26 protein-coding genes and 2 tRNA genes are annotated in these 26810 nt (G+C 67.4%); 18 read left to right on the top strand and 10 right to left on the bottom strand.

The genetic code is table 11. The annotated features are described in order from the left end of the window. Nucleotide 1: 1 nt before the first annotated feature. From EAH76_RS17660 to EAH76_RS17650, 3 genes are read left to right on the top strand one after another with little or no spacing between them, the layout of a single operon-like run. On the top strand, nucleotides 2-3190 hold the full coding sequence (locus EAH76_RS17660) for an efflux RND transporter permease subunit (protein WP_140851599.1): 3189 nt from the start codon (nucleotides 2-4) through the stop codon (nucleotides 3188-3190). Further along, nucleotides 3187-4668, top strand: a complete 1482-nt coding sequence (locus EAH76_RS17655) for an efflux transporter outer membrane subunit (protein WP_140851598.1) — start codon at nucleotides 3187-3189, stop codon at nucleotides 4666-4668. The genes EAH76_RS17660 and EAH76_RS17655 overlap by 4 nt, the downstream gene beginning before the upstream one ends. After that, nucleotides 4665-5483, top strand: coding sequence for an HpcH/HpaI aldolase/citrate lyase family protein (locus tag EAH76_RS17650; RefSeq protein WP_194151035.1), 819 nt, complete (start codon nucleotides 4665-4667; stop codon nucleotides 5481-5483). The genes EAH76_RS17655 and EAH76_RS17650 overlap by 4 nt, the downstream gene beginning before the upstream one ends. A 133-nt stretch (nucleotides 5484-5616) precedes the next feature. Here EAH76_RS17650 and EAH76_RS17645 read toward each other — a convergent pair whose 3' ends face one another. The 3 genes from EAH76_RS17645 to EAH76_RS17635 are packed head-to-tail and all read right to left on the bottom strand — an operon-like array spanning nucleotide 5617 to nucleotide 7450. After that, nucleotides 5617-6486 carry an S-methyl-5'-thioadenosine phosphorylase gene (locus tag EAH76_RS17645; protein WP_140851597.1) on the bottom strand — a complete coding sequence of 290 codons (870 nt, stop codon included), beginning with the start codon at nucleotides 6484-6486 and terminating at the stop codon, nucleotides 5617-5619. After that, nucleotides 6483-6827: a hypothetical protein gene (locus EAH76_RS17640; protein ID WP_140851596.1), complete on the bottom strand. Its 345-nt coding sequence runs from the start codon at nucleotides 6825-6827 to the stop codon at nucleotides 6483-6485. The genes EAH76_RS17645 and EAH76_RS17640 overlap by 4 nt, the downstream gene beginning before the upstream one ends. Next, nucleotides 6827-7450, bottom strand: a complete 624-nt coding sequence (locus EAH76_RS17635; protein WP_140851595.1) for a DNA-3-methyladenine glycosylase family protein — start codon at nucleotides 7448-7450, stop codon at nucleotides 6827-6829. Before EAH76_RS17635 ends, EAH76_RS17640 begins: the two co-directional genes overlap by 1 nt. Before the next feature lie 71 nt (nucleotides 7451-7521). Here EAH76_RS17635 and EAH76_RS17630 point away from each other — a divergent pair, with 71 nt between their 5' ends. Continuing rightward, nucleotides 7522-7839, top strand: coding sequence for a 2Fe-2S iron-sulfur cluster-binding protein (locus EAH76_RS17630; protein ID WP_133186893.1), 318 nt, complete (start codon nucleotides 7522-7524; stop codon nucleotides 7837-7839). 115 nt (nucleotides 7840-7954) lie between these two features. On the opposite strand, the gene rlmB is transcribed toward EAH76_RS17630, so the two are convergent. Next, complete coding sequence (gene rlmB / locus EAH76_RS17620; protein WP_161989083.1) at nucleotides 7955-8701, bottom strand: 23S rRNA (guanosine(2251)-2'-O)-methyltransferase RlmB; 747 nt, start codon at nucleotides 8699-8701, stop codon at nucleotides 7955-7957. Between the two features lie 241 nt (nucleotides 8702-8942). Here rlmB and EAH76_RS17615 point away from each other — a divergent pair. Together EAH76_RS17615 and EAH76_RS17610 are read left to right on the top strand one after the other, a co-directional pair. Next, a tRNA-Tyr gene (locus tag EAH76_RS17615) sits at nucleotides 8943-9029 on the top strand. A gap of 24 nt (nucleotides 9030-9053) precedes the next feature. Then, the gene (locus EAH76_RS17610) at nucleotides 9054-10196 is read left to right on the top strand and encodes an aminotransferase (protein ID WP_140851592.1); all 1143 of its coding nucleotides are present in this window, start codon (nucleotides 9054-9056) and stop codon (nucleotides 10194-10196) included. 41 nt (nucleotides 10197-10237) lie between these two features. Here EAH76_RS17610 and mtnA read toward each other — a convergent pair whose 3' ends face one another. The 5 genes from mtnA to EAH76_RS17585 form a co-directional block, all read right to left on the bottom strand. Further along, nucleotides 10238-11269: an S-methyl-5-thioribose-1-phosphate isomerase gene (mtnA, locus tag EAH76_RS17605; protein ID WP_140851591.1), complete on the bottom strand. Its 1032-nt coding sequence runs from the start codon at nucleotides 11267-11269 to the stop codon at nucleotides 10238-10240. Nucleotides 11270-11367: 98 nt separating this feature from the next. Beyond that, nucleotides 11368-12042: an acireductone synthase gene (gene mtnC, locus EAH76_RS17600; protein ID WP_140851590.1), complete on the bottom strand. Its 675-nt coding sequence runs from the start codon at nucleotides 12040-12042 to the stop codon at nucleotides 11368-11370. Then, complete coding sequence (locus EAH76_RS17595; RefSeq protein ID WP_140851589.1) at nucleotides 12039-12581, bottom strand: 1,2-dihydroxy-3-keto-5-methylthiopentene dioxygenase; 543 nt, start codon at nucleotides 12579-12581, stop codon at nucleotides 12039-12041. Before EAH76_RS17595 ends, mtnC begins: the two co-directional genes overlap by 4 nt. After that, on the bottom strand, nucleotides 12578-13192 hold the full coding sequence (locus EAH76_RS17590; RefSeq protein ID WP_140851588.1) for a methylthioribulose 1-phosphate dehydratase: 615 nt from the start codon (nucleotides 13190-13192) through the stop codon (nucleotides 12578-12580). The genes EAH76_RS17595 and EAH76_RS17590 overlap by 4 nt, the downstream gene beginning before the upstream one ends. 11 nt (nucleotides 13193-13203) lie before the next feature. Further along, nucleotides 13204-13277: transfer RNA gene (locus tag EAH76_RS17585), tRNA-Gly, on the bottom strand. 132 nt (nucleotides 13278-13409) lie between these two features. Here EAH76_RS17585 and rutB point away from each other — a divergent pair. From rutB to EAH76_RS17520, 12 genes are all read left to right on the top strand, one after another. Continuing rightward, the gene (rutB, locus tag EAH76_RS17580; protein WP_140851587.1) at nucleotides 13410-14141 is read left to right on the top strand and encodes a pyrimidine utilization protein B; all 732 of its coding nucleotides are present in this window, start codon (nucleotides 13410-13412) and stop codon (nucleotides 14139-14141) included. 2 nt (nucleotides 14142-14143) lie between these two features. After that, entirely contained in the window at nucleotides 14144-14527 is a 384-nt protein-coding gene (gene rutC, locus EAH76_RS17575) for a pyrimidine utilization protein C (RefSeq protein ID WP_140851586.1), read from the top strand. Next, complete coding sequence (rutD, locus tag EAH76_RS17570) at nucleotides 14520-15320, top strand: pyrimidine utilization protein D (protein WP_140851585.1); 801 nt, start codon at nucleotides 14520-14522, stop codon at nucleotides 15318-15320. The genes rutC and rutD overlap by 8 nt, the downstream gene beginning before the upstream one ends. A gap of 5 nt (nucleotides 15321-15325) precedes the next feature. Beyond that, nucleotides 15326-16396 (top strand): pyrimidine utilization protein A, encoded by a 1071-nt coding sequence (gene rutA, locus EAH76_RS17565; protein ID WP_140851584.1) that lies wholly within the window; start codon nucleotides 15326-15328, stop codon nucleotides 16394-16396. Between the two features lie 133 nt (nucleotides 16397-16529). Next, complete coding sequence (locus tag EAH76_RS17560) at nucleotides 16530-18029, top strand: CoA-acylating methylmalonate-semialdehyde dehydrogenase (RefSeq protein ID WP_140851583.1); 1500 nt, start codon at nucleotides 16530-16532, stop codon at nucleotides 18027-18029. Between the two features lie 4 nt (nucleotides 18030-18033). Further along, the gene (locus EAH76_RS17555; protein WP_140851582.1) at nucleotides 18034-18414 is read left to right on the top strand and encodes a RidA family protein; all 381 of its coding nucleotides are present in this window, start codon (nucleotides 18034-18036) and stop codon (nucleotides 18412-18414) included. A gap of 25 nt (nucleotides 18415-18439) precedes the next feature. Further along, a complete protein-coding gene (locus EAH76_RS17550) occupies nucleotides 18440-19594 on the top strand; it encodes a polysaccharide deacetylase family protein (RefSeq protein ID WP_140851581.1) in 1155 nt (384 codons plus the stop codon). After that, complete coding sequence (locus EAH76_RS17545; RefSeq protein WP_140851580.1) at nucleotides 19591-20736, top strand: acyl-CoA dehydrogenase family protein; 1146 nt, start codon at nucleotides 19591-19593, stop codon at nucleotides 20734-20736. The genes EAH76_RS17550 and EAH76_RS17545 overlap by 4 nt, the downstream gene beginning before the upstream one ends. A 217-nt stretch (nucleotides 20737-20953) precedes the next feature. Next, nucleotides 20954-21994, top strand: a complete 1041-nt coding sequence (locus tag EAH76_RS17540) for an enoyl-CoA hydratase/isomerase family protein (protein WP_140851579.1) — start codon at nucleotides 20954-20956, stop codon at nucleotides 21992-21994. 103 nt (nucleotides 21995-22097) lie between these two features. Beyond that, nucleotides 22098-22871, top strand: a complete 774-nt coding sequence (locus tag EAH76_RS17535) for an enoyl-CoA hydratase (protein WP_140851578.1) — start codon at nucleotides 22098-22100, stop codon at nucleotides 22869-22871. A 129-nt stretch (nucleotides 22872-23000) separates the two neighbouring features. After that, nucleotides 23001-23879: a 3-hydroxyisobutyrate dehydrogenase gene (mmsB, locus tag EAH76_RS17525; protein WP_140851576.1), complete on the top strand. Its 879-nt coding sequence runs from the start codon at nucleotides 23001-23003 to the stop codon at nucleotides 23877-23879. 73 nt (nucleotides 23880-23952) lie between these two features. Then, nucleotides 23953-25257, top strand: a complete 1305-nt coding sequence (locus EAH76_RS17520; protein ID WP_194151040.1) for a methyltransferase family protein — start codon at nucleotides 23953-23955, stop codon at nucleotides 25255-25257. 117 nt (nucleotides 25258-25374) lie between these two features. Here the strand turns inward: EAH76_RS17520 and EAH76_RS17515 are convergent, their stop codons facing one another. Beyond that, on the bottom strand, nucleotides 25375-26763 hold the full coding sequence (locus EAH76_RS17515) for a glutamate--cysteine ligase (protein WP_140851575.1): 1389 nt from the start codon (nucleotides 26761-26763) through the stop codon (nucleotides 25375-25377). Nucleotides 26764-26810: the final 47 nt, after the last annotated feature.

Genomic DNA, 26810 nt, shown 5'->3' with positions numbered 1-26810 from the left:
CGTGAAATTCCCCCATTTCTTCATCGAGCGGCCGATCTTCGCGGCGGTGCTGTCGATCCTGATCGTCGTGTTCGGGATCGTCGCCTATCCCGGCCTGCCGGTCGCGCAATATCCCGAGATCGCGCCACCGACCGTCGTCGTGACCGCGACCTATCCCGGCGCGAACGCCGAAACGCTCGCCGAAACCGTCGCCGCGCCGCTCGAGGAATCGATCAATGGCGTCGAGAACATGATCTACATGTCGTCATCGTCGACCGGCGATGGCGCATTGTCGATCACCGTGACCTTCAAGCAGGGCGTCAACGTCGATCAGGCGCAGGTCCTGGTGCAGAACCGCGTCTCGACCGCCGAGCCGCGCCTGCCCGACGATGTTCGCCGTGTCGGTGTGACGGTGGCGAAGAACTCGCCCGATATCCTGATGGTGATCGCGCTGACCTCGCCCGATGGCTCGCTGTCGCAGCAATATGTCTCCAACTATGCGACGACGCAGCTGATCGACCGCATGGCGCGTATTCCCGGCGTCGGTGGCGTGCGCGCCTTTGGTGGCCGCGACTACAATATGCGCGTGTGGATCAACCCCGATCTCGCCGCCTCGCGCAACCTGACGACCGACGAGATCGTCGCGGCGATCCGCGCGCAGAACGCGCAGGTCGCGGTCGGCTCGGTCGGTGCGCCGCCGTTCAACCAGGGCGGCACGGCGTTCCAGCTCGGCATCCAGACCAAGGGCCGCCTGACGAGTCCCGACGAATTCGGCCAGATCATCGTCAAGCGTGACACCGAGGGGCGCCTCACGCGGCTGCGCGACGTTGCGCGGGTCGAACTCGGCGCTCAGGATTACGGGATCAACGCGGTGCTCAGTGGCAAGCCGATGATCGGTCTCGCCATCACCCAGCTTCCGGGATCGAACGCGCTGACCACCGCCGATGCGGTCAAGGCGGATATTGCCGAGGCGGCGAAGAGCTTCCCGCCCGGGCTGCAATATCAGATCCCGTACAACCCGACCGAATATATCGAGGCGTCGATCGAGGCGGTGTACCACACGCTGGTCGAGGCGATCGTGCTGGTCGCTCTGGTCGTGCTGCTGTTCCTGCAGAGCTGGCGCGCGACGATCGTTCCGCTGATCGCGGTGCCGGTGTCGCTCGTCGGGTCGCTCGCGATGCTCGCGGTGTTCGGTTTCAGCCTCAACAATCTCTCGCTGTTCGGGCTGATCCTCGCGGTCGGGATCGTCGTCGACGATGCGATCGTCGTGGTCGAGAATATCGAGCGCTTGATGGAGGAAAAGGGCCTCAGCCCGCGCGAAGCCGCGCATGAGACGATGGACGAAGTGTCGGGCGCGCTGATCGCGATCTCGCTCGTGCTGTGCGGGGTGTTCATCCCGACGAGCTTCATCCCGGGCATTTCGGGGCAGTTCTATCAGCAGTTCGCGCTGACGATCGTGTCGGCGGCGGTGATCTCGGCGTTCGTCTCGCTGACGCTCTCGCCTGCGCTCGCTGCCTTGCTGCTCAAGCCCAAGCATGATGCCGAGCCGCGCGCCGGCGTGCTCGGCTGGCCGACGCGCTTTGCGCGCGGTTTCAACCGTGGGTTCGACAAGGTCAGCAGCCGCTTCGGCAAGTTCACCGCGCGCGCGGTGCGTGCCTTGGCGCTGGTCGGGATCGTCTATGCCTGTCTGATCGGGCTGGCCGGGTGGCGGCTCTATGCCACACCTTCGGGCTTCATTCCGGCGCAGGATCAGGGCTATCTGATCGCGGTGATCCAATTGCCGCCGGGCTCGTCGCTGCAGCGCACGTCCGAGGTGATGGAGCAGGCGACCAAGATCGCGCTGAAGAATCCGTCGACGCTCGCGACGGTCGCGTTTGCCGGTCTCGACGGTGCGACCTTCTCGACCGCGCCGAATGCGGGCGCGATGTTCATTACCTTGAAGCCGTTCGGCGACCGCAAGACCGCCGACGAGATCGCCAACCAGATGCGCGGCGCGCTGAGCGCGGTCCATGGCGGCAATCTGCTGATCGTGCCGCCGCCCCCCGTCCGCGGGATCGGCACCGGCGGCGGTTTCAAGATGCTGATCGAGGACCGGTCTAACCTCGGCTACAAGGCGCTCGAGGGCGCGGCCTTTGCGATGATGATGAAAGCCAACCAGACCCCAGGTCTGGTCAGCACCTTCACCACCTTCAACACGCGCACCCCGCGTCTGTCGGCGGATATCGACCGCGAACGCGCCGAACAGCTCGGCGTGCCGACCGCGAACGTCTTCTCGACGCTCGGCACCTATCTCGGCGGCACCTATGTCAACGACTTCAACTATCTCGGGCGCACCTATCGCGTGACGGCGCAGGCCGACGCGCCGTATCGTGACCAGACCTCCGACGTCGGACATCTCAAGACGCGTTCGGCGGCGGGCAATATGGTGCCGCTCGATTCGGTGATGACGCTCAAGAACGACAGCGGGCCGTATCGCGTCGTGCGCTACAACCTTTATCCTTCGGCCGAGCTGCAGGGCGACACCGCGATCGGCTATTCGTCGGGCCAGTCGCTCCAGACGATGGCGAAGCTGGCGGGCGAGACCTTGCCGAAGGGCATGGCGTTCGAATGGACCGAGCTTGCCTTCCAGCAGCAGCAGGCGGGGAATACCGCGACGCTGGTGTTCGGGCTCGCCGTGCTGTTCGTGTTCCTGCTGCTCGCGGCGAATTACGAAAGCCTGGTGTTGCCGCTCGCGGTGATCCTGATCGTCCCTATGTGCCTGCTCGCCGCGATCGTCGGGGTGAATCTGTTCGGCGGGGACAACAACATCCTGACGCAGATCGGCCTCGTCGTGCTGATCGGCCTGGCGGCGAAGAACGCGATCCTGATCGTCGAATTCGCGCGGCAGAACGAGGATGCGGGGATGGAGATGCACCAGGCCGCGATCCACGCTGCCGAACAGCGTCTGCGCCCGATCGTGATGACCTCGATCGCGTTCATTCTCGGCGTGTTGCCGCTGGTGATCGGGACGGGGCCGGGCGCCGAGATGCGCCGTGCGCTCGGCGTCGCGGTGTTCTTCGGGATGATCGGCGTGACGACCTTCGGCCTGCTGTTCACGCCTGCTTTCTACGTGATCAGTCGATCGCTCGGCGATTGGGTGTCGTCGAAGATGCCGCGCAAGAAGGACAAGCCGCCAAAGCACGTCCCCGCGCCCGAGGAGACGCCGGCATGAAGCGCATCCTGACCGTCCTCCCCGCACTCGCTCTGTCGGCGTGCGTCGTGGGGCCGAATTACACCAAGCCGACGACCCCGGTTCCAGCCGTCGGCGGCAGCTTTGCCGAAGCGGGCAAGAGCGCGGCGATCACGCCGACCCCGCTGCCCGATCATTGGTGGCGGCTGTACAACGATCCGGTCGTCGATCGGCTCGTCACCGATGCGCTGGCGCACAATACCGACGTGCGCGTCGCGGCGGGCAATCTCGCGCGGGCGCGGGCGGTGCTCGACGAGCAGCGTGGTGCGCGCCTCCCGACGACGGGGCCGAGCGCGCAATATACGCGCGGGCAGGCCAATCTCGCGAGCGTCGGCGCCGGCGCTTTGACGGGTGGGACGACCGGCACGTCGACGCAACAGACGTTCGAATACAACAGCTTCAAGCTCGGCTTCGACGCGTCGTATGAAGTCGATCTGTTCGGCGGCATCACGCGCGCGATCGAAGCGGCGCGCGGCGATGTCGAGGCGGCGCAGGCGCAACTCGATGCCGCGCGCGTCTCGGTCGCGGCCGAGACCACGCGCGCCTATGCGACCGCGTGCGGCAATGCCGCCCAGCGTTCGGTCGCGCTCGAGACGGTCCAGCTGCAGCAGCGCACCTTCGCGCTGACCAACACGCTGTTCGATGCGGGCCGCGGTACGCGCCGCGATGTCGAGCGCGCTGATGTTCTGCTCGCACAGACCCAGGCGACGATCCCCGGCTTCGAGGCCGAGCGTCGCGCGTCGCTCTATGCGCTCGCAGTGCTGACCGGCCTGCCGCCCGAGCAGGTCGATGCCGCCGCCGACGCTTGCAAAGCGCCGCCGCGGATCGCCGAAGTGCTGCCGGTCGGCGACGGTGCGGCGCTGATCGCGCGGCGTCCCGACGTTCGCGCCGCCGAGCGCACGCTCGCCGCCGATACCGCGCGGATCGGCATCGCCGTCGCCGATCTGTATCCCAAGATCCAGTTGCTCGGTTCGATCGGGCTCAATGCGCAGCGCGGCAGCCAGCTGCTCAAGAGCAGCGCGGTGACCTATTCGGCCGGCCCGCTGATCTCGTGGAGCTTCCCCAACCAGACGATCGTGCGCGCGCGGATCCGCCAGGCACGCGCCGGGGCCGATGCCAGTCTCGCGACCTTCGACGGCCGTGTGCTGACCGCGTTACAGGAAGTCGAGCAGGCGCTCGCGCGCTATGCCGGTGCGCTCGACCGAAATGCGGCGCTGCGTCGCGCCGAGGCGTCGAGCAGTGCGGCCGCCAAGCTCTCGCAACTGCGTTTCGATTACGGCGCCGACAGCTTCCTGCTGCTGATCGATGCCGAGCGCGACCGGGCGAGTGCGCGCGCGGCGCTGGCGCAATCCGATGCGGCGGTATCGGACGCGCAGATCAGCCTGTTCAAGGCGCTCGGCGGCGGCTGGGAAGACGCCCCCGCGCCGGTGCGGCGCGCGGCCGCGGCGCCGACTCCGTGAGGGCGATCCGCAGCGCCTTGTTCATGCCCGCATCGAACATGCGGGCGATCGTCAAGGCGCGCGGGCTCGACTGCGATGCGGTGATCCTCGATCTCGAGGATTCGATCGCGCCCGAGCAGAAGGCCGCGGCGCGCGATCAGGCGATCGTCGCGGCGGCTGAAGGCGGATTCGGATCGCGCTTGCTGGTGCTGCGCGTCAACGGGCTCGACACCGAATGGGGCGAGGCCGATCTCGCAGCAGCGGCCGATGCCGGGTTCGACGCGGTGTTGCTGCCCAAGGTTTCTGCGCCGGGCGACCTGACCTTGGCGCGCGCACAGCTCGGCGCGGTGCCGCTCTGGGCGATGATCGAGACGTGCGCGGCGATGCTGGCGCTGCCCGCGATCGCAACTGAGCCTGGGCTCGCCTGCCTCGTCGCGGGGACGAACGACCTCGCTAAGGAGATGCGCTGCACGCCCGGGGCGGATCGCGTGCCGTTGCTGCCGCACCTGACCGCGATCGTCACCGCGGCGCGCGCGTACGGGCTGATCGCGCTCGACGGCGTGTCGAACGTGCTCGCCGATACGCCCGAGCTGGCGGCGGAATGCGGGCAGGGGGCGGCGTTCGGCTTCGACGGCAAGACGCTGATCCATCCCGCGCAGATCGCGCCCGCCAATCGCGCCTTTGCGCCGTCGGATGCGCGCGTGGCGTGGGCGCAAGCGGTGATCGCGGCGTTCGCGCTGCCCGAGAATGCCGACAAGGGCGCGATCCGCGTCGATGGCGAGATGGTCGAGCGCCTGCATCTCGAAGAGGCCGAGCGCGTCGTCGCCTTAGTGTAGCAGGGCGCTCACCTACCCCCCACCGGCACCCCGGGCTCGTCCCGGGGCCCACCGTGCCGCACATGCTGCGGGCGAAATACGCGTATCACGGTGGACCCCGGGACAAGCCCGGGGTGACGGTTGCATAGCAGCGCTACCCCAGCACCCGGCCGGCCACAGCATCGAGCTTCGCCAGCACCGCCGGATCGCGCGCCTCGGGTGCGGTGATCAGCGCATAGTCGAGCACAGTGTCGAGCGGCGAGGGCGTGCGCTCGGCCGGCAGCGCCGCGACCAGCGCTTCGACGGCTTTGCGCGCGATCGCGCCGTTTGCGCCCATCTGCTTGATCACCTCGTGGACCTCGACGAAGGCGGCTTCCTCGCGCCAGCAATCGTAATCGGTCACCATCCCGATCAGCGCGTAGGGCAGCTCGGCCTCACGCGCGAGCTTGGCCTCGGGCATCGCGGTCATGCCGATCACGTCGGCGCCCCAATGGCGGTACAGCAGGCTCTCGGCGCGGCTCGAGAATTGCGGCCCCTCCATCGCGAGATAGGTCGCGCCCTTGGCGACCGTCCCGCCCGCGGCATGGACCGCTTCGGCAGCGAAGGCCGAGAGGCGCGGGCAGACGGGTTCGGCCATTGAGACATGCGCCACCATGCCGGTGCCGAAAAAGCTCGATTCGCGCGCGACCGTCCGGTCGATGAACTGATCGACCACGACGAAATGCCCCGGCGGCAATTCCTCGCGGAGCGATCCGATCGACGAGATCGCGACCAGATCGGTGCAGCCGCTGCGCTTGAGCGCATCGACATTGGCGCGGAAGTTGAGCTCGGACGGGCTGATCCGATGCCCGCGCCCGTGGCGCGGCAGGAAGACGAGCTCGACATCGCCGATCGATCCGAACAGCAATTCGTCCGACGGCGCCCCCCACGGCGTATCGACGCGGCGCCACTCGGGGTTCTCCAAGGCATCGATCGCGTAGAGGCCCGATCCGCCGATGATGCCCAATTTCCATCTGCCGCTCATGCGGGAGTCTCCGTCCACTGATCCAGCCAGGCCTGCGCCTGTTTCGGTTCGCCGACCGCATGTGCGCTGACCGCACCGCGCGACGCAAGGAAGCGCGCATGCAGCGCGAACGGCTCGATCTGCAATTGGTCGCGCAATGCGTCGATCGTTTCGCCGAGTTCGGTCAGCTCGGCGACGACCGGCGCAGCCTTTGCGAGCTGTGCCTTGTCCCTGCCGTGCCCGAACAGCTTCAGCTGCCCGGCCGCCGTCTGCTGCAACGCGCTCAGCAGCAGCGCGTGATATTCGGTCTCGGTCTCGAGTCGGCGCTCGTCCATCCGGGCGAGGCGGTCTGCTTTGGCCATCAAATCACCTTCATGTCGCTCTGGTAGTGAAACCAGGCAAAGATCGCCGCCGCGCCGCGGTGCGGCCGCCACGCTTCGGCCAGGTCGCGCGTCAGCTTCTCGCTCGGCCGCGCCTCCAGGCCGAGCAGGCGCCCGACCTCGATCTGCACCGCCAGATCGCCCGCCGGCCAGATGTCGAGCCGCCCCTCGGCGAACAGGAGATAGATCTCGGCCGACCAGCGCCCGATCCCCTTGACCGCGACGAGCTTGGCGATCGCTTCCTCGTCATCGGCGGGCAGGTTGACCAGGTCGAGCTCGCCGCTCGTCACCAGCGCCGAGAGGCTGCGCGCATAGCCAGCCTTCTGCCGCGACAGGCCGGCCTCGCGCAATTGCTCGTCGCTCGCGTTGGTGACGTTGGCGGGATCGGTGAGATCGCCGACGATCCCCTCGAGCTTGTGCCACACCGACTGCGCCGCCTTGGTGCTGACCTGCTGGCCGATGATGGTGCGCAGCAAGGTCGCATAGCCGCGCGCGCTGATCCTCGGTTCGGGGTAGCCGACCCGGGCGAGCCCCGCGGCGAAGGCGGGCTCGCGCTCCGCCAGCGCATCCATGGCGGTCTTCAGCTGGTCGGCGCTCAGGCCCATGCGGTGATCCCTTGATCGGCGCCGCGTCTGGCGGCATGGCGGTGGAAATTCGCTATCGTAAAGGACCGTATATGCCCAAGCTTATCGTCGTGACCCGTGAGGGTGAAGAGCGCGAAATCGAGGGCGAGGCAGGCCTGTCGGTGATGGAAGTGATCCGCGACGCGGGGATCGACGAGATTCTCGCGCTGTGCGGCGGCTGCTGCTCGTGCGCGACGTGCCACGTCCATGTCGACCCGGAGTTTGCGGACAAACTTCCGAAGATGAGCGAAGACGAGAACGATCTGCTCGATTCGTCGGCCGATCGCACCGCGACCTCGCGCCTGTCGTGCCAGCTGCCGATGACCGACGCGCTCGACGGGCTGAAGGTCACGATCGCCGCGGAAGACTAAACACTCCCCCCGTCATCCCCGCGAAAGCGGGGATCCCGCTGCCTGGCCCTGACGCCGGAAGAAGAAGCGGGACCCTCGCTTTCGCGAGGGTGACGGTAAAGATCGTCGTTCCCCGTTACCGCGTCGCCACCGCGTACAGCGCGATCGCGGCCGCATTCGACACGTTGAGGCTCTCGATCTTGTCCGAGATCGGCAGCTTGGCGAGCTCGTCGCAATGCGCCGCGGTGTTCTGCCGCATGCCTTCGCCCTCGGCACCGAGCACGAGCGCGACGCGCTGCGTCCCCATCGCCTTGCCAAGCGTCTGGTTCGAATCGCCGGTAAGGCCGATCCGCCAGAAGCCGGCCTCGGCAATCTCTTCGAGCGCGCGCGCCAGGTTTGTGACGCGCACCCACGGCACGAGCTCGAGCGCACCCGAGGCCGAGCGCGCGATCGTGCCCGATTCGGGCGGCGCGTTGCGATCGGGCGTGACGATGCCGAGCGCATCGAACGCCGCCGCCGAACGCAGGATCGCGCCGACGTTATGCGGATCGGTCACGCCGTCGAGGATCAGCAACGGGCGCTGATCGCCCTCGCCCTGCTGGAGCAGGTCGGCGAGCCAGATATCCTCGAGCGGATCGACCTCGATCACCAGCCCCTGGTGCGGCGCGTCGCCCGGCACGAGCCGTGCGAGGTCGGTGACCTGCGCATAGACGATCGGAATCGCGGGATCGAAATCGATATTGGCGATCGCCTCGCGCGTCGCCCAGATTTTCCGCACGACGCGCTCTGGGTTCTCGAGCGCGGCGGTGACGGCGTGGCGTCCCCAGAAGCGCGGGCGCCCGGCAGGGGCTTGCGACGGGCGATGTCCGCGACGGCCGGCCATCAGGCGTTCCCACCGAAAATGCGAGCGGGGAGGGGGAGAGACTGCATTGCGAAAACCTTCGGATCGACAAAGCCACTGGGGCGCGAATACTGCCGCCACGGGTATGCGCCGGATGCCTTGCGTGCAAGCCTTGCGCGATTTGATCGCGAAAGCGACGCTATAGCCGTTGACACGCGCCGATGCGGTCGGCATTGGCACGCCTCGCTTTTCGGAGCGTCCGCCCGCAAGGGTGAGCACCTGGGGACAGGTGGCCGAGTGGTTAAAGGCAGCAGACTGTAAATCTGCCGGAGTTTCTCCTACGTAGGTTCGAACCCTACCCTGTCCACCAACTTTTCCGCGGGGCGATCCGGCGATGAATCCCCTTTTTGCCGGGCTCGGCACGACGATCTTCGAAGCGATGTCCGCGCGCGCCCGCGCGACCGGCGCGATCAATCTCGGCCAGGGCTTTCCCGATGGGCGCGGGCCCGAGGACGTGCTGGCCGAAGCGGCGCGCGCATTGCTCGAAGACTCGAATCAGTATCCGCCGATGGCGGGCACGCCGGCGCTGCGCCAGGCTGTTGCCGACCATTACCGCATGCACCAGGGGCTCGATCTCGAGGCGAGCGAGGTGATCGTCACCTCGGGCGCGACCGAGGCGCTGGCCGCGGCGATCTTCGCGCTGGTGACGCCGGGCGACGAAGTCGTGATGTTCCAGCCGCTCTACGACGCCTATCTCCCGCTGGTGCGGCGGGCAGGCGGCATCGCCCGGCTGGTGCGGCTCGAGCCGCCCGGATGGCGCATCACCGCCGCGGCGCTTGCCGCGGTGGCGAGCGATCGGACGCGGCTGGTGTTGCTCAATTCGCCGCTCAACCCGACCGGCACGATGATCGGCCCGGACGAGCTCGCGCTGATCGCCGATTTCTGCATCGCGCACGACGCGATCGCGATGTGCGACGAGGTGTGGGAGCATGTCGTGTTCGATGGCGCGCAGCACCAGTCGCTGATGGCGCTGCCGGGGATGCGCGAGCGGACGGTCAAGATCGGTTCGGCCGGCAAGATCTTCTCGCTGACCGGGTGGAAGGTCGGCTGGATGTGCGCGGCGCCCGTGATCTCGTCGGTGCTGGCCAAGGCGCACCAGTTCCTGACCTTCACCACGCCGCCTAACCTTCAGGCGGCTGCCGCCTATGGGCTGGGCAAGGACATCGGCTATTTCGAGGGGATGCGGGCGGGTTATCAGCGGTCGCGCGATCGGCTGGCGGGCGGGCTGGGGGCGCTCGGCTATGTCGTGCTGCCGAGTGCGGCGACCTATTTCCTGTCGCTCGACCTCGCGGCCTCGGGAGTTGCGATGGACGACGTCACCTTCGCGAACTGGCTGATCGAGGAAGCCGGTGTCGCGACGATTCCGGTCTCGGCTTTCTACGCGGCGGACCCGGTGACGAGCGTCGTGCGGCTCTGCTTCGCCAAGCAGGATGCTACGCTGGATTCCGCGTTGGAGCGGATGGCCAAGCGGCCGTAACGCCGGACCGACGCACCCCTGCCTGCCCGATGCCGCGCGTGTCAGACTGACTCGCGCACGCCACGCTCGGTTACGTAAGCCGTCACCAGCCGCGCCGGTGTGACGTCGAACGCCGGGTTCGCCGCGCCCGAGGCGGTGACGCGGATGCGGCCGCCTTCGCCCGCGACATAGGTCACTTCGTCGCCCGAGCGCTCCTCGATCGGCACGTCCGCGCCCGTCGCGGTCGCGGCATCGAAGGTCGTGTAGGGAAGCGCGACGTAGAACGGCACATCGTTATCCTTCGCGGCGAGCGCTTTCAGATAGGTGCCGATCTTGTTACACACGTCGCCATTGGCGGTGACGCGGTCGGTGCCGACGATCACCGCGTCGACCTGGCCGGTCATCATCAGATGCCCGCCGGCATTGTCGGCGATCACGGTGTGCGGCACGCCGTGCCCGGCCAGTTCGAACGCGGTTAGCAACGCCCCCTGGTTGCGCGGGCGGGTTTCATCGACCCAGACGTGCACCGGGATCCCGGCATCGTGCGCGAGATAGATCGGCGCGGTCGCGGTCCCGTAATCGACCGTCGCGAGCCAGCCGGCGTTGCAATGCGTCAGGATGTTGAGCGGGCGATCTGGGTTTTTCGCGTGGAGCGTGCGGAACAGCTCCAGGCCATGCGCCCCGATCGCCTGATTGAGCGCGACATCCTCGTCACAGATCGCATCGGCGCGCGCGAAGGCGGCGGCGGCGCGGTCGGCGGCGGGGAGGGGGCGGACCGCCCCGGCGACCTGGTCGAGGGCCCATTTGAGGTTGACCGCGGTCGGGCGCGATTCGAGCAATTGCGCGTAGGCGGCGTCGAGCGCGGCGTCCGATCCGTCCTCGGCAAGCGCCATGGCGAGGCCGTAGGCCGCCGTCGCGCCGATCAGCGGTGCGCCGCGCGTCCACATCTCGCGGATCGCAATTTCGGCGTCGTGCGCGCTGCGCAATTCAACCCACTTTACCACCCACGGAAGCTCGCGCTGTTCGAGGATGCGCGCGCCCGCGCCATCGGCGGTGCGCGTGATCGAGCGTTGATGCGTGCCGTCGAGTTTCATCGCGCGTTCCTAATTCTGTTGTTCTTGCCCGGCGAAGGCCGGGGCCCAGAAGCGAAGGTTTTGCGAGCGAAGCGCCGCGCCCGCCGTTCAGCGGTACGCTACTGGGCCCCGGCCTTCGCTGGGGAAGCGAGTGGGGAGCGCACTGCGTTCACCTCGTCGAAGCTCGCAATATCCCCGCCGCCGCCAGCACGATCGATCAGCAGGGCGTCCATCCCCGCCGCACGCGCCGCGGCGACTTCCTCGGGCGTGTCCGACAGGAACAGCACCGCGCTTGCCTCGAACCCGATTGCAGCCGCGATCTTGGCGTAGGACGCCGCCTCGCGCTTTGGCCCGGTCGTCGTATCGAAATAGCCAGCGAAGAGCGGTGTCAGGTCGCCCGCATCGCTATGCCCGAACAACAATTTCTGCGCCGCGACCGAGCCCGAGGAGAAGACGTAGAGCTTCACCTCCGCCGCATGCCACGCCCGCAGGCCCTCGACCGCATCGGCATAGACATGCCCGGTGAACGCGCCAGCGGCGTACCCGTCCGCCCAGATCATCCCCTGCAGCGCCTTGAGCGGGGTGGCCTTGCGATCCTCGTCGATCCAGCGCGTGAGCGTCGCCACCGGGTCACCCGGCTCGCTAAAGGCAACCTCGGCCAGGATCGGCGCTGTCTCCGCCGGATGCGCCGCGACATAGTCGGCCAGACGCGCGCGGGCATAGGGGAACAGCACCTCGGCGACGAACGCGATGCTCGACGTCGTCCCCTCGATATCGGTCAGGATCGCCTTCACGCTGCAGCCGGTTCGAGCCGGGGGAAGCGCTCGGCAATGTTGCTGCCGGTAAACTGTGCGATCCAGCCGTCGGGGTTCACGAACAGCCGGATCGCGGTGAAGCGTGGGGAAGCGCCCATGTCGAACCAGTGGCGCATCCCCGCGGGCACCGAGATCAGATCGCCCGCGCTGCACAGCATGTTGAAGACGCGGGTCTCGTGGTGGAGCGTGAACAGCCCCTCGCCCTCGACGAAGAAGCGCACTTCGTCCTCGCCATGCATGTGTTCCGACAGGAATTTCCCGCGCATCGCGGCGCGCTCGGGATGGTCGGGCGCGATCCGGGCGACATCGATCGAGCGATAGCCACCCTGCGCCGCCAGCCGCGCGACCTCCTCGGCATAGACGGCAAGCACGTCGCTGTCGGCAGCGAGCGGCCGCAGCGGCCAGCGCTCGAACTGCACGCCGACCGCGCCGAGCGCCTCGGCGATCGCGGCGCCGTCGCGTGTGTCGAGCAGCGGCGTGGTACCGTCGGTTTCGGCGAAGACCTGCAAGTGGCTCATCGAAAGCTCCTTTCGGCGAGTTCGGCGGCGATCATCCATTCGATCGCCTCGATCACGCGTTCGGCCTCGGCCATGTCGCAACCCCAGCCATAAAGACCATGGCTGCGAATGAGATAGGCGGGAATAGCCCCCGATTCCAGCAGCCGCGGCGCGATCGCCGTCTCGACCACCGCCATGTCCTGGCTGTTTTCGACGATCGGGAGCGTGACCGTTATATCGTGCGTGGCGATCCCGGGGAGCGCCTTGAGCATCTCGTGCCCTGCGAGCCGATATCCCTCACCCGCCACCGCGCGGCTGAGGCCAACCGCGGTCGGTGAATGGCTGTGGAGCACGGCACCGACGTCCGGAAAGGCGCGATACAGCGCGAGGTGCAGGGCGGTCTCGGCCGAGGGCTTCTTGCCGTCGAGCGACGCGCCGTCGGCATCGACGCGCATCACGTCGTCGGGGGTGAGTCGCCCCTTGTGTCGCCCCGACACGGTGACCGCAAAACCGCCATCATCGAGCCGTGCCGAATAATTCCCCGAGGTCGCCGGCGCCCAGCCCTTGCCATCGAGCCACCGCCCGACCGCGACGATCGCGGTGCGCGCCGCTTCGAAACTGGTGCTGGTCATCGGGAAGCGGCTGGAGCGGGTAACGGGAATCGAACCCGTGTATTCAGCTTGGAAGGCTGCTGTACTACCATTGTACTATACCCGCTCGCCGGCTTCGCGCACGCGTGTGCGGCGATGGGCATCGGTTAGCGCGGTGCTGCGCGCGGCGCAAGATGCGGGTCTTGCACTTGTGCGTGCAACGCGACAGGATCGGGCGCTTCCTCGCAAGGAGTGCCGCGTGCCCGACGACCAGACCGTAACCTGCCCCGGCGGCGACGGCGACACGGCGGTGACGCTCCCGGCGCGGCCCGAGGCGTTGCGCCTCGCCCCCGAACAGACCGCGGTCGTCGTGATCGACATGCAGAACGCCTATGCGAGCGAAGGTGGCTATGTCGATCTCGCCGGGTTCGACATTGCGGGTGCTGCGGGGACGATCGGCAAGATCGCCACCGTGCTCGATACCGCGCGGGCGGCGGGCGTGCAGGTGATCTATCTGCAGAACGGCTGGGATCCCGACTATGTCGAGGCAGGGGGCCCGCAATCGCCCAACTTCCACAAGTCGAATGCGCTCAAGACGATGCGCAAGCGGCCTGAGCTCGCGGGGCAGCTGCTCGCGCGCGGCGGGTGGGATTACGCGCTGGTCGATGCGTTGAAACCGCAGCCGGGCGATATCTCGCTCCACAAGACGCGCTATTCGGCGTTCTTCAACTCGCAGCTGGACAGTGTCCTGCGCGCACGCGGCATCCGCAACATCGTGTTCGTCGGGATCGCCACCAACGTCTGCGTCGAGAGCACGCTGCGCGACGGCTTCCACCTCGAATATTTCGGGGTGATGCTCGAGGATGCGACGCATCATCTCGGGCCGCCCGCGATGCAGGACGCAACCGTCTATAACGTCGAGAAGTTTTTCGGCTGGGTCAGCACGACCGCGGATTTCTGCGGCAGCTTCGGCCAGTCCCCCAAGGAGTGAACATGCCTTTCGAAGCGATCAATCCCCCGCAATTCCCGACCCCGATCGCGCCCTATTCGGCCGCGGCCAAGGCGGGCAACACGATCTACGTCTCGGGCATGCTCGCGCTCGGCGAGGGCGGGGCGGTGCTGCATGTCGGCGATGCCGCCGGTCAGACGCGCCATATCCTCGATACGATCCGGACGACGCTCGAGGCAGCGGGGGCGACGCTCGACGACGTGGCGATGAACCATATCTTCCTCAAGAGCCTCGCCGACTATGCCGCGTTCAACGCGGTCTATGCCGAGTATTTCCCGGGCGCGAAGCCCGCCCGCTATTGCATCCAGGCCGAACTGGTGAAGCCCGAGTGCCTCGTCGAAATCGCATCGGTCGCGCATCTTGGCTGAGGCGGCGGGGCTCTATTACGAGATTCACGGGCGCGAGGACGCGCCGCCGCTGATCCTGTCCTCCGGGCTTGGCGGGTCGGCGCAGTATTGGGCGCCCAACATCCCCGCGCTGGCCGAGCGCTATCGCGTGATCGCCTACGATCATCGCGGGACGGGTCGCAGCGACCGGGCGCTGCCCGATACGGTGAGCGTCGACGATCTCGCCGCCGATATGCTCGCGCTGCTCGATGCGCTCGCCATTCCGCGGGCGATCGTCGTCGGGCATGCCGCGGGCGGGGTAGCGGCGTTGGCGCTTGCGCTGATGGCGCCCGACCGGGTCGACAAGCTCGTCGTGGTCAATGGCTGGGCGTCGCCCGATCCGCATTTCCTGCGTTGCTTCGCCGCAAGGCTGGCGCTGCTGCGAGGGAGTGGGGCGGAGGCGTACCTGCGCGCGCAGCCGTTGTTCCTCTATCCGCCCAACTGGATCTCGGCGAACGATGCGCTGCTCGAGGCCGAATTGCCCGAGCAGCTCGCGCATTTCCCCGGTGCAGCGACGATGGAGAAGCGGATCGCTGCGCTTGCCGCGTTCGATGTTTCGGAGCGGTTGCGCGATATCCATCGCCCGGTACTCGTCGTGGTGTCCGATGACGACATGCTCGTCCCGTCGAACGCCGGGGTCGCGCTCGCCAACGGCCTGCCGATCGCCGGATTCTGCCGCGCCGAACATGGCGGCCACGCGGTCAACGTGGTCGATCCGGATGCGTTCAACAGCTTCGTGCTCGCCTGGCTGGCGGGCGAAACCGTGCAAGGATAACGCGCATGCAGGTCGGCGTCTTCGTCCCCATCAACAACAATGGCTGGCTGATTTCGGAGAATGCGCCGCAATACATGCCGTCGTTCGATCTCAACAAGACGATCGCGCAAAGCGCCGAGAAGCACGGGCTCGATTTCCTGCTGTCGATGATCAAGCTGCGCGGCTTCGGCGGCAAGACCGAGTTCTGGGAATACGGCCTGGAGAGCTTCACGCTGATGGCGGGGCTCGCCGCGGTGACGGAGAAGATCAAGATTTTCGCGACCTGTCCGACGCTCGTCATCCCGCCGGCGTTCGCGGCGCGGATGTGCAACACGATCGACTCGATCAGCCACGGGCGCTTCGGGCTCAACCTCATCACTGGCTGGCAGCCGCCCGAATATACGCAGATGGGTATGTGGCCGGGCGACGAGCATTTCCGCAACCGCTACAAGATGCTCGATGAATATGCGCACATCCTGCGCGAATTGTGGGCTGAGGGCGTCAGCGACTTCAAGGGCGATTACTATCAGATGGAGGATTGCCGCGTCCGGCCCAAGCCGGAAGGCGACATGAAGATCATCTGCGCAGGGTCGTCCGACGAGGGGCTCGCATTCTCGGCGAAATGGGCGGACTACGCCTTCTGCCTCGGCAAGGGCGTCAATACGCCGACCGCGTTCGCTTCGAACAACAGCCGCCTCGCCGCCGCCACCGCCAAGACCGGCCGCGACGTGTCGATCTTCGTGCTGATCATGATCATCGCCGCCGAGACCGATGAAGCGGCGATGGCGAAGTGGCAGTCGTACAATGCCGGGGTCGATCTCGAAGCGATCGCCTGGCTCGCCGATCAGGGCGCCAAGGACACGCACAACAAAGACACCAACGTCCGCCAGCTCGCCGCGCCCGAGGGGGCGGTCAACATCAACATGGGGACGCTGGTCGGGTCGTATGAGAGCGTCGCGCGGATGCTCGACGAGATGGCGGAAGTCCCCAACACCGGCGGCGTGCTGCTGACCTTCGACGATTTCGTCGAGGGTGTGGAAGCGTTCGGCACGCGGATCCAGCCACTGATGAAGTGCCGGGCGGGGGTGGGAGCCTAACCTTCACCGTCATGCCAGCTTTCGCAGGGATGACGTGATCGGATCGAACGCCAGGCCGTTACATCGGAAACTAGATGGGCTTGGCGCGGCGCGAAAATTGGTCGAAAGAGCATCGCAAAACGGAGAGTATGCCATGCGGATCATCGACCATCACATCGTCGGCCTTTCGGGCGGCGGAGCGACGCGGACCGGCGACGTGTTCGATCCCAACACCGGCCTCGTCCAGGCGAGCGTCAACCTCGGCACGCAGGCGACACTCGATGCCGCGGTCGCTGCCGCGCTGAAGGCGCAGCCTGGCTGGGCGGCGACCAACCCGCAGCGCCGCGCGCGCGTGATGTTCAATTTCAAGGCGCTGGTCGAGGCGCATATGGACGAGCTCGCGCATCTGCTCTCGTCCGAGCATGGCAAGGTGATCGCCGATTCGAAGGGCGACATCCAGCGCGGGCTCGAGGTGATCGAATTCTGCTGCGGTATCCCGCACGTGCTGAAGGGCGAATATACCCAGGGCGCAGGCCCCGGCATCGACGTCTATTCGATGCGCCAGCCGCTCGGCATCGGTGCCGGCATCACCCCGTTCAACTTCCCGGCGATGATCCCGCTGTGGATGTCGGGCGTCGCGATCGCGACCGGCAACGCCTTCCTGCTCAAGCCCTCCGAGCGCGACCCGTCGGTGCCGGTGCGGCTCGCCGAGCTGTTCGCCGAGGCCGGGTTGCCCGAGGGCATCCTCCAGGTCGTCCACGGCGACAAGGAAATGGTCGATGCGATCCTCGATCATCCCGCGATCAGCGCGGTCAGCTTCGTCGGCTCGTCCGACATTGCGCATTACGTCTACAAGCGCGGCGTCGCGGCGGGCAAGCGCGTCCAGGCGATGGGCGGGGCGAAGAATCACGGCATCGTCATGCCCGATGCCGATCTCGACCAGGTCGTCGCCGATCTCTCGGGTGCGGCGTTCGGCAGCGCGGGCGAGCGCTGCATGGCGCTCCCCGTCGTGGTGCCGGTCGGCGAAAAGACCGCGGTCGCCCTGCGCGAAAAGCTGATCCCGGCGATCGCCGCGCTCCGCGTCGGCGTCTCGACCGACAGCGACGCGCATTACGGCCCGGTGGTCAACGCGGCGCATCGCAGCCGGATCGAGCAGTGGATCCAGACCGGGGTCGACGAAGGCGCCGAGCTCGTCGTCGACGGCCGCGGCTTCGAGCTGCAGGGGCATGAGAAGGGCTTCTTCATCGGGCCGTCGCTGTTCGATCACGTCACGCCCGAAATGTCGGCCTACAAGGAAGAGATTTTCGGCCCGGTGCTCCAGATCGTCCGCGCCGACGATTTCGAGCACGCGCTGCGCCTGCCGAGCGAGCATCAATATGGCAACGGCGTCGCGATCTTCACGCGCAACGGCCACGCAGCGCGCGAATTCGCCGCGCGGGTCAATGTCGGGATGGTCGGGATCAACGTGCCGATCCCGGTGCCGGTCGCCTACCACACCTTTGGCGGCTGGAAGCGCAGCGCGTTCGGCGACACCAACCAGCATGGCATGGAGGGCGTCAAGTTCTGGACCAAGGTCAAGACCGTGACGCAGCGCTGGCCCGATGGCGGTGTGGGTGATGGCGCCAACGCGTTCGTCATTCCGACGATGGGATGAGCCGATGAAGCGCCGCGTCAGCAGCGGTTCGCCGCTCGAGCCTATCCTCGGATTTTCGCGCGCGGTGCGGACCGGCGGCCAGATCATGGTCGCCGGCACCGCGCCGATCGAGCCGGATGGATCGACCACGCCGGGCGACGCCGCGGCGCAGATGGAACGCTGCTGCGCGATTGTCGCCAAGGCGATCGCCGATCTCGACGGGGATATCGCCGATACGGTGCGCACCTGCATCTATCTGACCGATCGCGCCGATTTCCCCGCGGTCGCGGCGGTGCATGGCCGTTGGTTCGGCACGGCGCGACCGGCCACGACGACGCTGATCGTGTCGGGTTTCATCCGCCCCGAGTGGCGTGTCGAGATCGAAGCCGAAGTGATGTGCGCGTGACGCGGGTCGATCGGCCGAAGCTGGGGTGAGGCGCGGGGGGCTTCTCTGGCGGCTGACCCGCAAGCGGCGGCGCTTACCGGCGTCGAAGCGCGATGCACGGCTGTATCGCGTCCGGATAGCCTTGCTGGTCGGCGCGATCGTCGTGATCGCGGTGCCGACCGCGATCAGCCTCGAACGCTCGTTCCCGTGGCGGAACGACGGCAAGCGCATCGCGCTGACCTTCGACGATGTGCCGCGCGGCCCCGGCGCCTTCTACACGCCCGACGAGCGCGCCGCTTTGCTCATCGCCGGGTTGCGCGAAGCCGGGGTCGAGCAGGCGGCGTTTTTCGCCAACCCCGGGCGGATCGGCCCCGCCAACCGCGCCGACGAGCGGCTCGCTGCGTATGTTGCGGCGGGGCATGTCGTGGGCGATCATACCTTCTCGCATCACGATCTCGCCTCGACCGCGGCGCCGGCGTTTCTCGCCGATATCGACAAGGCCGAGCAGTGGCTCGAGGGACGGGCCGGGTATCGGCCGTGGTTCCGCTTCCCCGGCCTCAACCAGGGCGGCCGTGATAGGGTGAAGCGCCGCGCGGTGATCGATGGGCTCGCCGCGCGCGGACTGCAGATCGCCTGGGTCTCGGTCGATGGCTCCGACTGGAACATCGAAGGGCAGACGATCGCCGCGAAGCGCGCTGGGCTCCCGATCGACGATGCCGCACTGCGCGACCTTTATGTCGAGACGATGGTGCAGTCGGCCGATTTTTCCGACGCGCTGATCCGTCGCACGATCGGCCGCGCGCCGCCGCAGGTGCTGCTGCTGCATGAGACCGATGTCGCGGCGCGCTATCTGCCCGCGCTGGTGGCGGAGCTGCGCAAGGATGGCTGGGCGATCGTCACCGCCGATGCCGCCTTTGCCGATCCGGTCTATCACGACACCAGCGACTTCGTCAGCGCGAACGGCACCTTGCCCGAGGCGCTGGCATGGCGGAAGGGTGTTGGCGGCAAGCTCTATTATGAGCGCAACGACCTCCTGCTCGCGAACCGGTTGTTCGCCGAGCGGGTCCTGCACCGTGTGCCGAGCGCGAGCGTACCGCTGATCTCGCGCGGCTGCCCGGTGAAACTTCATCCGTGGCGGCGCGTCTGTCCTTCGACGGCGCTAGCCGCGCCCCTTCATACCCCTCTAGGGATTGCCGCATGACCGACCAGTTCGACCTTACCGACGACCAGCGCGAGATCCAGGATCTCGCGCGCAAATTCACCGCCGACCGGATCACCCCGCACGCCGCCGAGTGGGACGAGAAGCACATCTTTCCGCGCGAGACGATAAAGGCGGCGGCAGAGCTCGGTTTCGCGTCGATCTACGTGTCGGAGGAATCGGGCGGGATCGCGCTCGGGCGGCTCGAGGCGGCGCTGATCATGGAGGCGTTGGCCTATGGCTGCCCCTCGACCTCGGCGTTCATCAGCATCCACAACATGGCGGCGTGGATGATCGACCGGTTCGGATCGGCGGCGGTGAAGGATAAATATCTGCCCTCGCTGGTCACGATGGACCGGATCGCCAGCTATTGCCTGACCGAGCCCGGCTCGGGCTCGGACGCCGCCGCGCTCAAGACCAAGGCGGTGCGCGATGGCGACGATTATATCGTCACCGGCTCGAAGCAGTTCATTTCGGGCGCGGGCGAGAACGAGGTGTACGTCACGATGGTGCGCACCGGGGTCGAAGGGCCCAAGGGCATTTCGTGCCTGGTGATCGAGAAGGACATGCCCGGCGTCAGCTTCGGCGCGAACGAACGCAAGCTCGGCTGGCACTCGCAGCCGACGCGGCAGGTGACCTTCGACGGCGTGCGCGTGCCTGCCGAGAATCTCGTCGGCGGCGAGGGCGAGGGGTTCCGCATCGCGATGATGGGCCTCGACGGCGGTCGGCTCAACATCGGCGCCTGTTCGCTCGGCGGTGCGCAGCGCTGTCTCGACGAGGCGATCGCCTATACGCGCGATCGCAAGCAGTTCGGCACCGCGATCGCCGATTTCCAGAACACGCAGTTCATGCTTGCCGACATGGCGACCGAACTGGAGGCGGCGCGGGCGCTGCTCTACATGGCGGCGGCGAAGGTGACGGCGAACGCGCCCGACAAGACCAAGTTCGCCGCGATGGCCAAGCGGCTCGCGACCGATACCGGCTCGGCGGTGGCGGACCGGGCGCTGCAGCTGCATGGTGGGTACGGCTATCTGATGGACTATCCGATCGAACGCTTCTGGCGCGATCTGCGCGTGCATTCGATCCTCGAGGGGACCAACCAGGTGATGCGGATGATCGTCGGCCGCGAGTTGACGCGGCAATGAGGGGCGCGCTCGAAATCTCCCTCTCCCTGTGGGAGAGGAGTTTCGGGTCGGCCATGCCCCCGGCATGGCCTGAACAGCGCGGGGCGCTGTTCACCCGAAACTGGGCCCGCTCGGCGCAGCCGAGTGGGAAGGGTGAGGGCAGTGCGCCCTACTGGCGGGTGCCGCCCTCACCCGACCTCGCTGCGCTCGGCCACCCTCTCCCAAAGGGAGAGGGGATGTGAGCGACGTCCTCACCCAGATTGAGGGCAGGGTCGCTCGCATCCGCCTCAACCGGCCGAAGGCGCTCAACGCGCTGACGACCCCGATGTGCGAAGCCATGCTCGACGCCCTCGACACATGGCGCACCGATCCCGCAATCGAAGTCATCCTCCTCGACCACGCCGAAGGTCGCGGCTTCTGCGCTGGCGGCGACATCCGCATGCTCGCCGAGAGCGGCGCGGGCGATGGGGCGGAGGCGCGGCGCTTCTTCCACACCGAATACCGCCTCAACCACCGCCTCTTCACCTACGCCAAGCCGACCGTCGCGTTCATGGACGGCATCACGATGGGCGGCGGCGTCGGGCTCGCCTGTCCGTGCGACCACCGCGTCGCGACCGAGAACACCAAGTTCGCGATGCCCGAGACCGGGATCGGCCTGTTCCCCGATGTCGGCGGCGGCTGGTATTTGTCGCGGCTGCCCGGGCGGATTGGGCAGTATCTCGCGCTGACCGGCCACCGGCTCGACGGCGCGGAATGCGTCGCACTGGGGCTTGCCACGCACTATCTTCCGAGCGGCGCGCTCGATGACGCCAAGGCGCGGATCGGCGCTGACCCCGGAACGCTCGCCGCCACGCTCGACGCGCTCGCCGTGGCGCCGCCCGAAGCGCGCATCCTCGCCGATCGCGCGGCGATCGACCGGCTGTTCGCCTCCGACGTGCTCGAGGAGATCTACGCCGCGCTCGAGGCCGATGGCGGCGAATGGGCGCTCAAGCAGCTCTCGACGCTGAAAACCAAGTCGCCGCAGACGATGAAGGTGTCGCTGCGCCTGCTCCACGAAGGCGCGATGATGGCGACCTTCGAGGACGAGATGCGCCAGGAATATGCCGTCGGTGCACATGTCGTGCAGCGGCACGATTTCCTGGAGGGCGTCCGCGCGGTGATCGTCGACAGGGACAATGCCCCGCGCTGGGATCCGGCGACGCCTGAGGGCGTGAGCCCGCACGTCATCGACCAGATCTTCGCACCGCTGCCCGCGGCCGAGGAATGGACGCCCGGCTGATCGTCGCCCCGGCGCAGGCCGGGGCCGCTCTGTATTCGCGCGTGGCAGGCGTCGCGCGCACCACCCAACGGCCCCGGCCTTCGCCGGGGCGACGGAGAGACACATGACCTACGAAACCCTCCTCGTCGAACAGCGCGGGCGCGTGACGCTCGTCACGCTCAACCGCCCGCAGGCGCTCAATGCGCTCAACAGCCAGATCCTCGCCGACCTGCTCGCCGCGATGGCGGCGTTCGACGCCGACCCGTCGCAGGGCTGCGCGGTCATCACCGGCAGCGAGAAGGCGTTCGCCGCGGGCGCCGACATCAAGGAGATGCAGGCGCAGGGCTTCGCCGATATGTACGCGCATGATTTCTTCGCGGGCTGGGATCGCTTTACGCGGACCCGCAAGCCCGTGATCGCGGCGGTGTCGGGCTATGCGCTCGGCGGCGGGTGCGAACTGGCGATGATGTGCGACTTCATCCTCGCGGCCGATAGCGCCAAATTCGGTCAGCCCGAGGTCAAGCTTGCGGTCTCGCCGGGCATGGGCGGCTCGCAGCGGCTGACGCGTGCGGTCGGCAAGGCCAAGGCGATGGAGATGTGTCTCACCGGCCGGATGATGGACGCCGCCGAGGCCGAACGCGCGGGCCTCGTCTCGCGTGTCGTGCCGGCGGCCGAGCTGGTCGAGGAAGCGGTCAAGACCGCGACCACGATCGCCGGGATGGCGCCGCTCGCGGTGCTGGCGAACAAGGAGATGGTCAATGCGGCGTTCGAGACGAGCCTCGCGATGGGCGTGCAGTTCGAGCGGCGGCTGTTCCATGCGCTGTTCGGGACCGAGGATCAGAGCGAGGGGATGAGCGCTTTCGTCGAGAAGCGCGCAGGGACCTGGACGGGGAAGTAGCCTTCTTCTCCCCTCCCGCTTGCGGGAGGGGTCGGGGGTGGGCGCGCGCTCTCGACGGTAGCTGACGCTGATAGCGCGCGCCCACCCCCAGCCCCTCCCGCAAGCGGGAGGGGAGCAGGAAGGAAGAACATGACACGCATCGCTTTCATCGGCCTCGGCAACATGGGCGGCGGGATGGCCGCGAATCTCGCCAAGGCCGGCCATGACGTCCGCGCCTTCGATCTGTCGGCAGACGCGCTCGACCGCGCCAAGGCTGCAGGCTGCCTGCCCGCCGTCTCTGCCGCCGAAGCTGCCGACGGCGCCGAGGCGATCGTCACGATGCTACCCGCCGGGACCCATGTCGAAGCCGTCTATGCCGACCTGTTCGCCGCCAACGTCGCGCCGTCGACGCTGCTGCTCGACTGCTCGACGATCGACGTCGCCACCGCCAAGCGCGTCGCCGCGGCGGCGCACGCCAAGGGCCTCACCGCGGTCGACGCCCCCGTCTCGGGCGGCATCGGCGCGGCCAATGCCGGCACGCTGACCTTCATGGTCGGCGGCAGCGCGGAAGCGTTCGAGCGCGCGCGCGTCATCCTCGCGGCGATGGGCAAGGCGGTGATCCACGCCGGCGCCAACGGCACCGGCCAGGCCGCCAAGATCGCCAACAACATGCTGCTCGGCGCGACGATGGTCGCGACGTGCGAGGCGTTCCTGCTTGCCGAGAAGCTCGGGCTCGACCCACAGACCTTCTACGATATCTCGAGCGTCGCATCGGGCCAGAGCTGGTCGATGACGAGCTATTGCCCGGTCCCCGGCGTCGGCCCCGATACGCCCGCCGATCACGACTATCGGGGCGGCTTCGCGACCGCGCTGATGCTCAAGGATCTGAAACTCGCCGCCGCCGCCGCGGGCGATACCGGCGCCGACACGCCGATGGGGGCCAAGGCCGCCGAACTCTACCAGCGCTTCGCCGATGACGGGCAGAGTGGGCTCGATTTCTCGGCGATCATCCGCATGTTGCGCGGCTGAGTGCGATGAGGCGGGGCAGGGAGGACAACATCCTTAACCCGCTTCTAACCCTTGCGTGGTACCCCCATTGGTGATGTTCCATGACACCGCCCTAGCGCGCGCTGCGCGCGCCGCCGACCCGCGACCTGCATCGGCGGTGAGCACCGGGTGTGGCCTCGCCGGGCTCGCTGGGCTGTTCGCCTGGGTCGCGGTCGCGCGCTATGTCGGCATGGATGGCCCCTATGCCGCACTCGTCAATATCGCGGCGTGCGCGCTGCCGATGGTGCTGTGGGCGGTGCTGGTCGACAAGGTGCACCGCCGTCCCTCGACCGGGATCGACTGGTCCGCGCCGAAGCCGTGGCGCGAGACGCTCGACCTCTCGCTCACCAAGCTCGCCGGGCTGTGGCTGACCTGGGCCGGGATCGCGCTGATCTATGGCACCGGGCGCTTCTATTGGACCAACCAATGGGGCGGGTTCCCGTTCGCGATGGCGTGCTTCGGCATTGCTGCGCCGGTGCTGTTCATTGCCTCGATCGTCTACATCCCCTGGATCGACCGCCGGCTCGAACAGCCCAAGGACGGTTGCTGGGCACTCGGCGCGTGGCTGATGGGGCTCGACGAATCGATCGACCGGGAGGCGATCTTCAACCATCTGCGCAGTTGGGGGGTGAAGGCGTTCTTCCTCGCCTTCATGCTCGCGGTGGTGCCGCCTGGGTTTGCGGGCTTCATTCGCGGCAATGTCTCGGAGGTGCTGCACAATCCGGTGGCGCTCGCCAATTGGCTGATCGGCTTTATGTTCGTGATCGACTGCGCGTTCGCGACCGCGGGCTACATTTTGACCTTCCGCCCGCTCGATTCGCACATCCGCAGCGCCAACCCGTTCGCGGCGGCGTGGATGGCGGCGCTGATCTGCTATCCGCCGTTCACGCTCATGGCCGACAATGGCCCGCTCGATTATCATCCCGGCACCTATGGCGCGGATGGCTGGTCGACCTGGTTCGCCGGGCATCCCGCGATCCTGACTCCGATCGGCGTGGTGCTGATCGGCCTGACCGCGATCTATGCCTGGGCGACGGTGGCGTTCGGCTTCCGCTTCTCGAACCTCACCAACCGCGGGATCCTGACGCACGGGCCCTACGCTTTTTCGCGGCATCCGGCCTATCTGTCGAAGAACCTGTTCTGGTGGATCTCGACGATCCCCTTCCTGACGACCGGCTCGTTCGTCGATGCGGCGCGCGCCACGATCCTGATGGGGATGGTCAGCGGGGTATATTACTGGCGCGCCAAGACCGAGGAGCGGCACCTGGGGATGGACCCGGACTACCAGGTCTATACCGAATGGATGGCGCGCAATGGCGCGGTGCCGCGGTTTTTTGGGTGGGTGAGCGGGAAGCGCTGACCTAATCAGCCCCTCCCCTTCAGGGGAGGGGTAGGGGTGGGGGATGCCTCGCAGAGCGCAGCGCTTGTTACAGCCCCACCCCAACCCCTCCCCTGAAGGGGAGCGGCTTTTGATCTCCTAGAACCGCAGTTCGTCGTAGACCTTCGAAACGTCACCGCCCCACACGCCGTGATATTTGTCGAGCAGCAGCTGCGCTGGCACCTTACCGCTGCGTACGATCTCGCGCAGTGGATCGAGGAAGCCCGTCTCGTTGCTCCCGCTCGCATCGGTGCGATTGCGCGCGCTGAGGCCAGCGCTCGAGATGTCGACGACCTGCCCAGCGATATCGCGCAGCGTGCGCCCGCCAGCCACCGGCGCATCGAGCCCGAGCTTGGGCACCGCGTCGCGCAGTGCCTGGCGCTCGTCGATCGTCCAATCCTTGACCAAGTCCCACGCCGCATCGAGCGCCCCCTGATCGTAGAGCAGCCCGACCCACAGCGCAGGCAGCGCACAGATCTTGTTCCACGGGCCGCCATCGGCGCCGCGCATCTCGAGGAAGGTCTTGAGCCGCACCTCGGGAAAGGCGGTCGAGAGATGGTCGGTCCAGTCGTCGAACGTCGGCTTCTCGCCCGGCAGCACCGACAGCTCGCCCTTAAGGAAATCGCGGAACGACAGGCCCGCAGCGTCGATATATTTCCCCTCGCGATAGACGAAGTACATCGGCACATCGAGCGCATAGTCGGTGTAGCGATCATAGCCGAAGCCGTCCTCGAACACGAACGGCAGCATGCCGGTACGCGCCGGATCGGTGTCCGACCAGATATGGCTGCGGTACGACAGCATGCCGTTGGGCTTGCCCTCGGTGAAGGGCGAATTGGCGAACAGCGCGGTCGCCAGCGGCTGGAGCGCGAGGCCGACGCGGAACTTCTTCACCATATCGGCTTCGGAGGCGTAATCGAGGTTCACCTGGATCGTGCAGGTGCGCAGCATCATGTCGAGCCCCATCGAGCCGACGCGCGGCATGTGGCGCAGCATGATCGCATAGCGGCCCTTGGGCATGATCGGCAGCTGGCTCCGCGTCTTGTCGGGCCACATGCCGAGCCCGAGGAAACCGATCCCGAACTTCTCGCCGATCGCCTTGACCTGTTCGAGGTGACGGCCGGTCTCGGCGCAGGTCTGGTGGAGGTTGTCGAGCGGCGCGCCCGACAGTTCGAACTGCCCGGCGGGCTCGAGGCTGATCGAGCCGTCGCTGCCGGTCATCGCTATGACGTTTTCGGTGCCGTCGGGGCCGCGCTCGGTCACCGGCGCCCAGCCGAACGTCTCGAGCTCTTTCAGCAGGTCGCGGATGCCGCCCTTCTCGGTATAGCTCGGCGCGTGATGATCGCTGTCGGCATAGACGAACTTCTCATGCTCGGTGCCGATCCGCCAGCGGTCGGCGGGCTTTTCGCCGCGCGCGAAGCTCGCGACGAGCTGGTCGCGCGATTCGATCAGGGGCGAGCTTTTGATGGTGTCTGGGCGCGTTGTCATGTCCGCGCCTTAGCGCTGCGATTGCCCGCCCGCCAGCAGGTTTCGAA

Source organism: Sphingomonas glacialis (genome assembly GCF_006439055.1).
GTDB classification, from domain to species: domain Bacteria; phylum Pseudomonadota; class Alphaproteobacteria; order Sphingomonadales; family Sphingomonadaceae; genus Sphingomonas; species Sphingomonas glacialis_A.
The sequence above is the reverse complement of the archived record's forward strand: the minus strand, read 5'-3'. Positions and strand labels throughout refer to the sequence as shown.

Excerpts from the sequence above, each read along its gene's own strand:
- EAH76_RS17590 (WP_140851588.1), bottom strand. The coding sequence starts at position 13,192 with ATGACCAGCACCAGTTTCGAAGCGGCGCGCACCGCGATCGTCGCGGTC.
- EAH76_RS17515 (WP_140851575.1), bottom strand. The coding sequence starts at position 26,763 with ATGACAACGCGCCCAGACACCATCAAAAGCTCGCCCCTGATCGAATCG.
- EAH76_RS17520 (WP_194151040.1), top strand. The coding sequence starts at position 23,953 with ATGTTCCATGACACCGCCCTAGCGCGCGCTGCGCGCGCCGCCGACCCG.
- EAH76_RS17595 (WP_140851589.1), bottom strand. The coding sequence starts at position 12,581 with ATGAGCCACTTGCAGGTCTTCGCCGAAACCGACGGTACCACGCCGCTG.
- EAH76_RS17535 (WP_140851578.1), top strand. The coding sequence starts at position 22,098 with ATGACCTACGAAACCCTCCTCGTCGAACAGCGCGGGCGCGTGACGCTC.
- EAH76_RS17560 (WP_140851583.1), top strand. The coding sequence starts at position 16,530 with ATGCGGATCATCGACCATCACATCGTCGGCCTTTCGGGCGGCGGAGCG.
- EAH76_RS17645 (WP_140851597.1), bottom strand. The coding sequence starts at position 6,486 with ATGAGCGGCAGATGGAAATTGGGCATCATCGGCGGATCGGGCCTCTAC.
- EAH76_RS17630 (WP_133186893.1), top strand. The coding sequence starts at position 7,522 with ATGCCCAAGCTTATCGTCGTGACCCGTGAGGGTGAAGAGCGCGAAATC.
- rutA (WP_140851584.1), top strand. The coding sequence starts at position 15,326 with ATGCAGGTCGGCGTCTTCGTCCCCATCAACAACAATGGCTGGCTGATT.
- EAH76_RS17640 (WP_140851596.1), bottom strand. The coding sequence starts at position 6,827 with ATGGCCAAAGCAGACCGCCTCGCCCGGATGGACGAGCGCCGACTCGAG.
- rlmB (WP_161989083.1), bottom strand. The coding sequence starts at position 8,701 with ATGGCCGGCCGTCGCGGACATCGCCCGTCGCAAGCCCCTGCCGGGCGC.
- EAH76_RS17610 (WP_140851592.1), top strand. The coding sequence starts at position 9,054 with ATGAATCCCCTTTTTGCCGGGCTCGGCACGACGATCTTCGAAGCGATG.
- EAH76_RS17655 (WP_140851598.1), top strand. The coding sequence starts at position 3,187 with ATGAAGCGCATCCTGACCGTCCTCCCCGCACTCGCTCTGTCGGCGTGC.
- rutC (WP_140851586.1), top strand. The coding sequence starts at position 14,144 with ATGCCTTTCGAAGCGATCAATCCCCCGCAATTCCCGACCCCGATCGCG.
- EAH76_RS17635 (WP_140851595.1), bottom strand. The coding sequence starts at position 7,450 with ATGGGCCTGAGCGCCGACCAGCTGAAGACCGCCATGGATGCGCTGGCG.
- EAH76_RS17545 (WP_140851580.1), top strand. The coding sequence starts at position 19,591 with ATGACCGACCAGTTCGACCTTACCGACGACCAGCGCGAGATCCAGGAT.
- mtnA (WP_140851591.1), bottom strand. The coding sequence starts at position 11,269 with ATGAAACTCGACGGCACGCATCAACGCTCGATCACGCGCACCGCCGAT.
- EAH76_RS17555 (WP_140851582.1), top strand. The coding sequence starts at position 18,034 with ATGAAGCGCCGCGTCAGCAGCGGTTCGCCGCTCGAGCCTATCCTCGGA.
- mmsB (WP_140851576.1), top strand. The coding sequence starts at position 23,001 with ATGACACGCATCGCTTTCATCGGCCTCGGCAACATGGGCGGCGGGATG.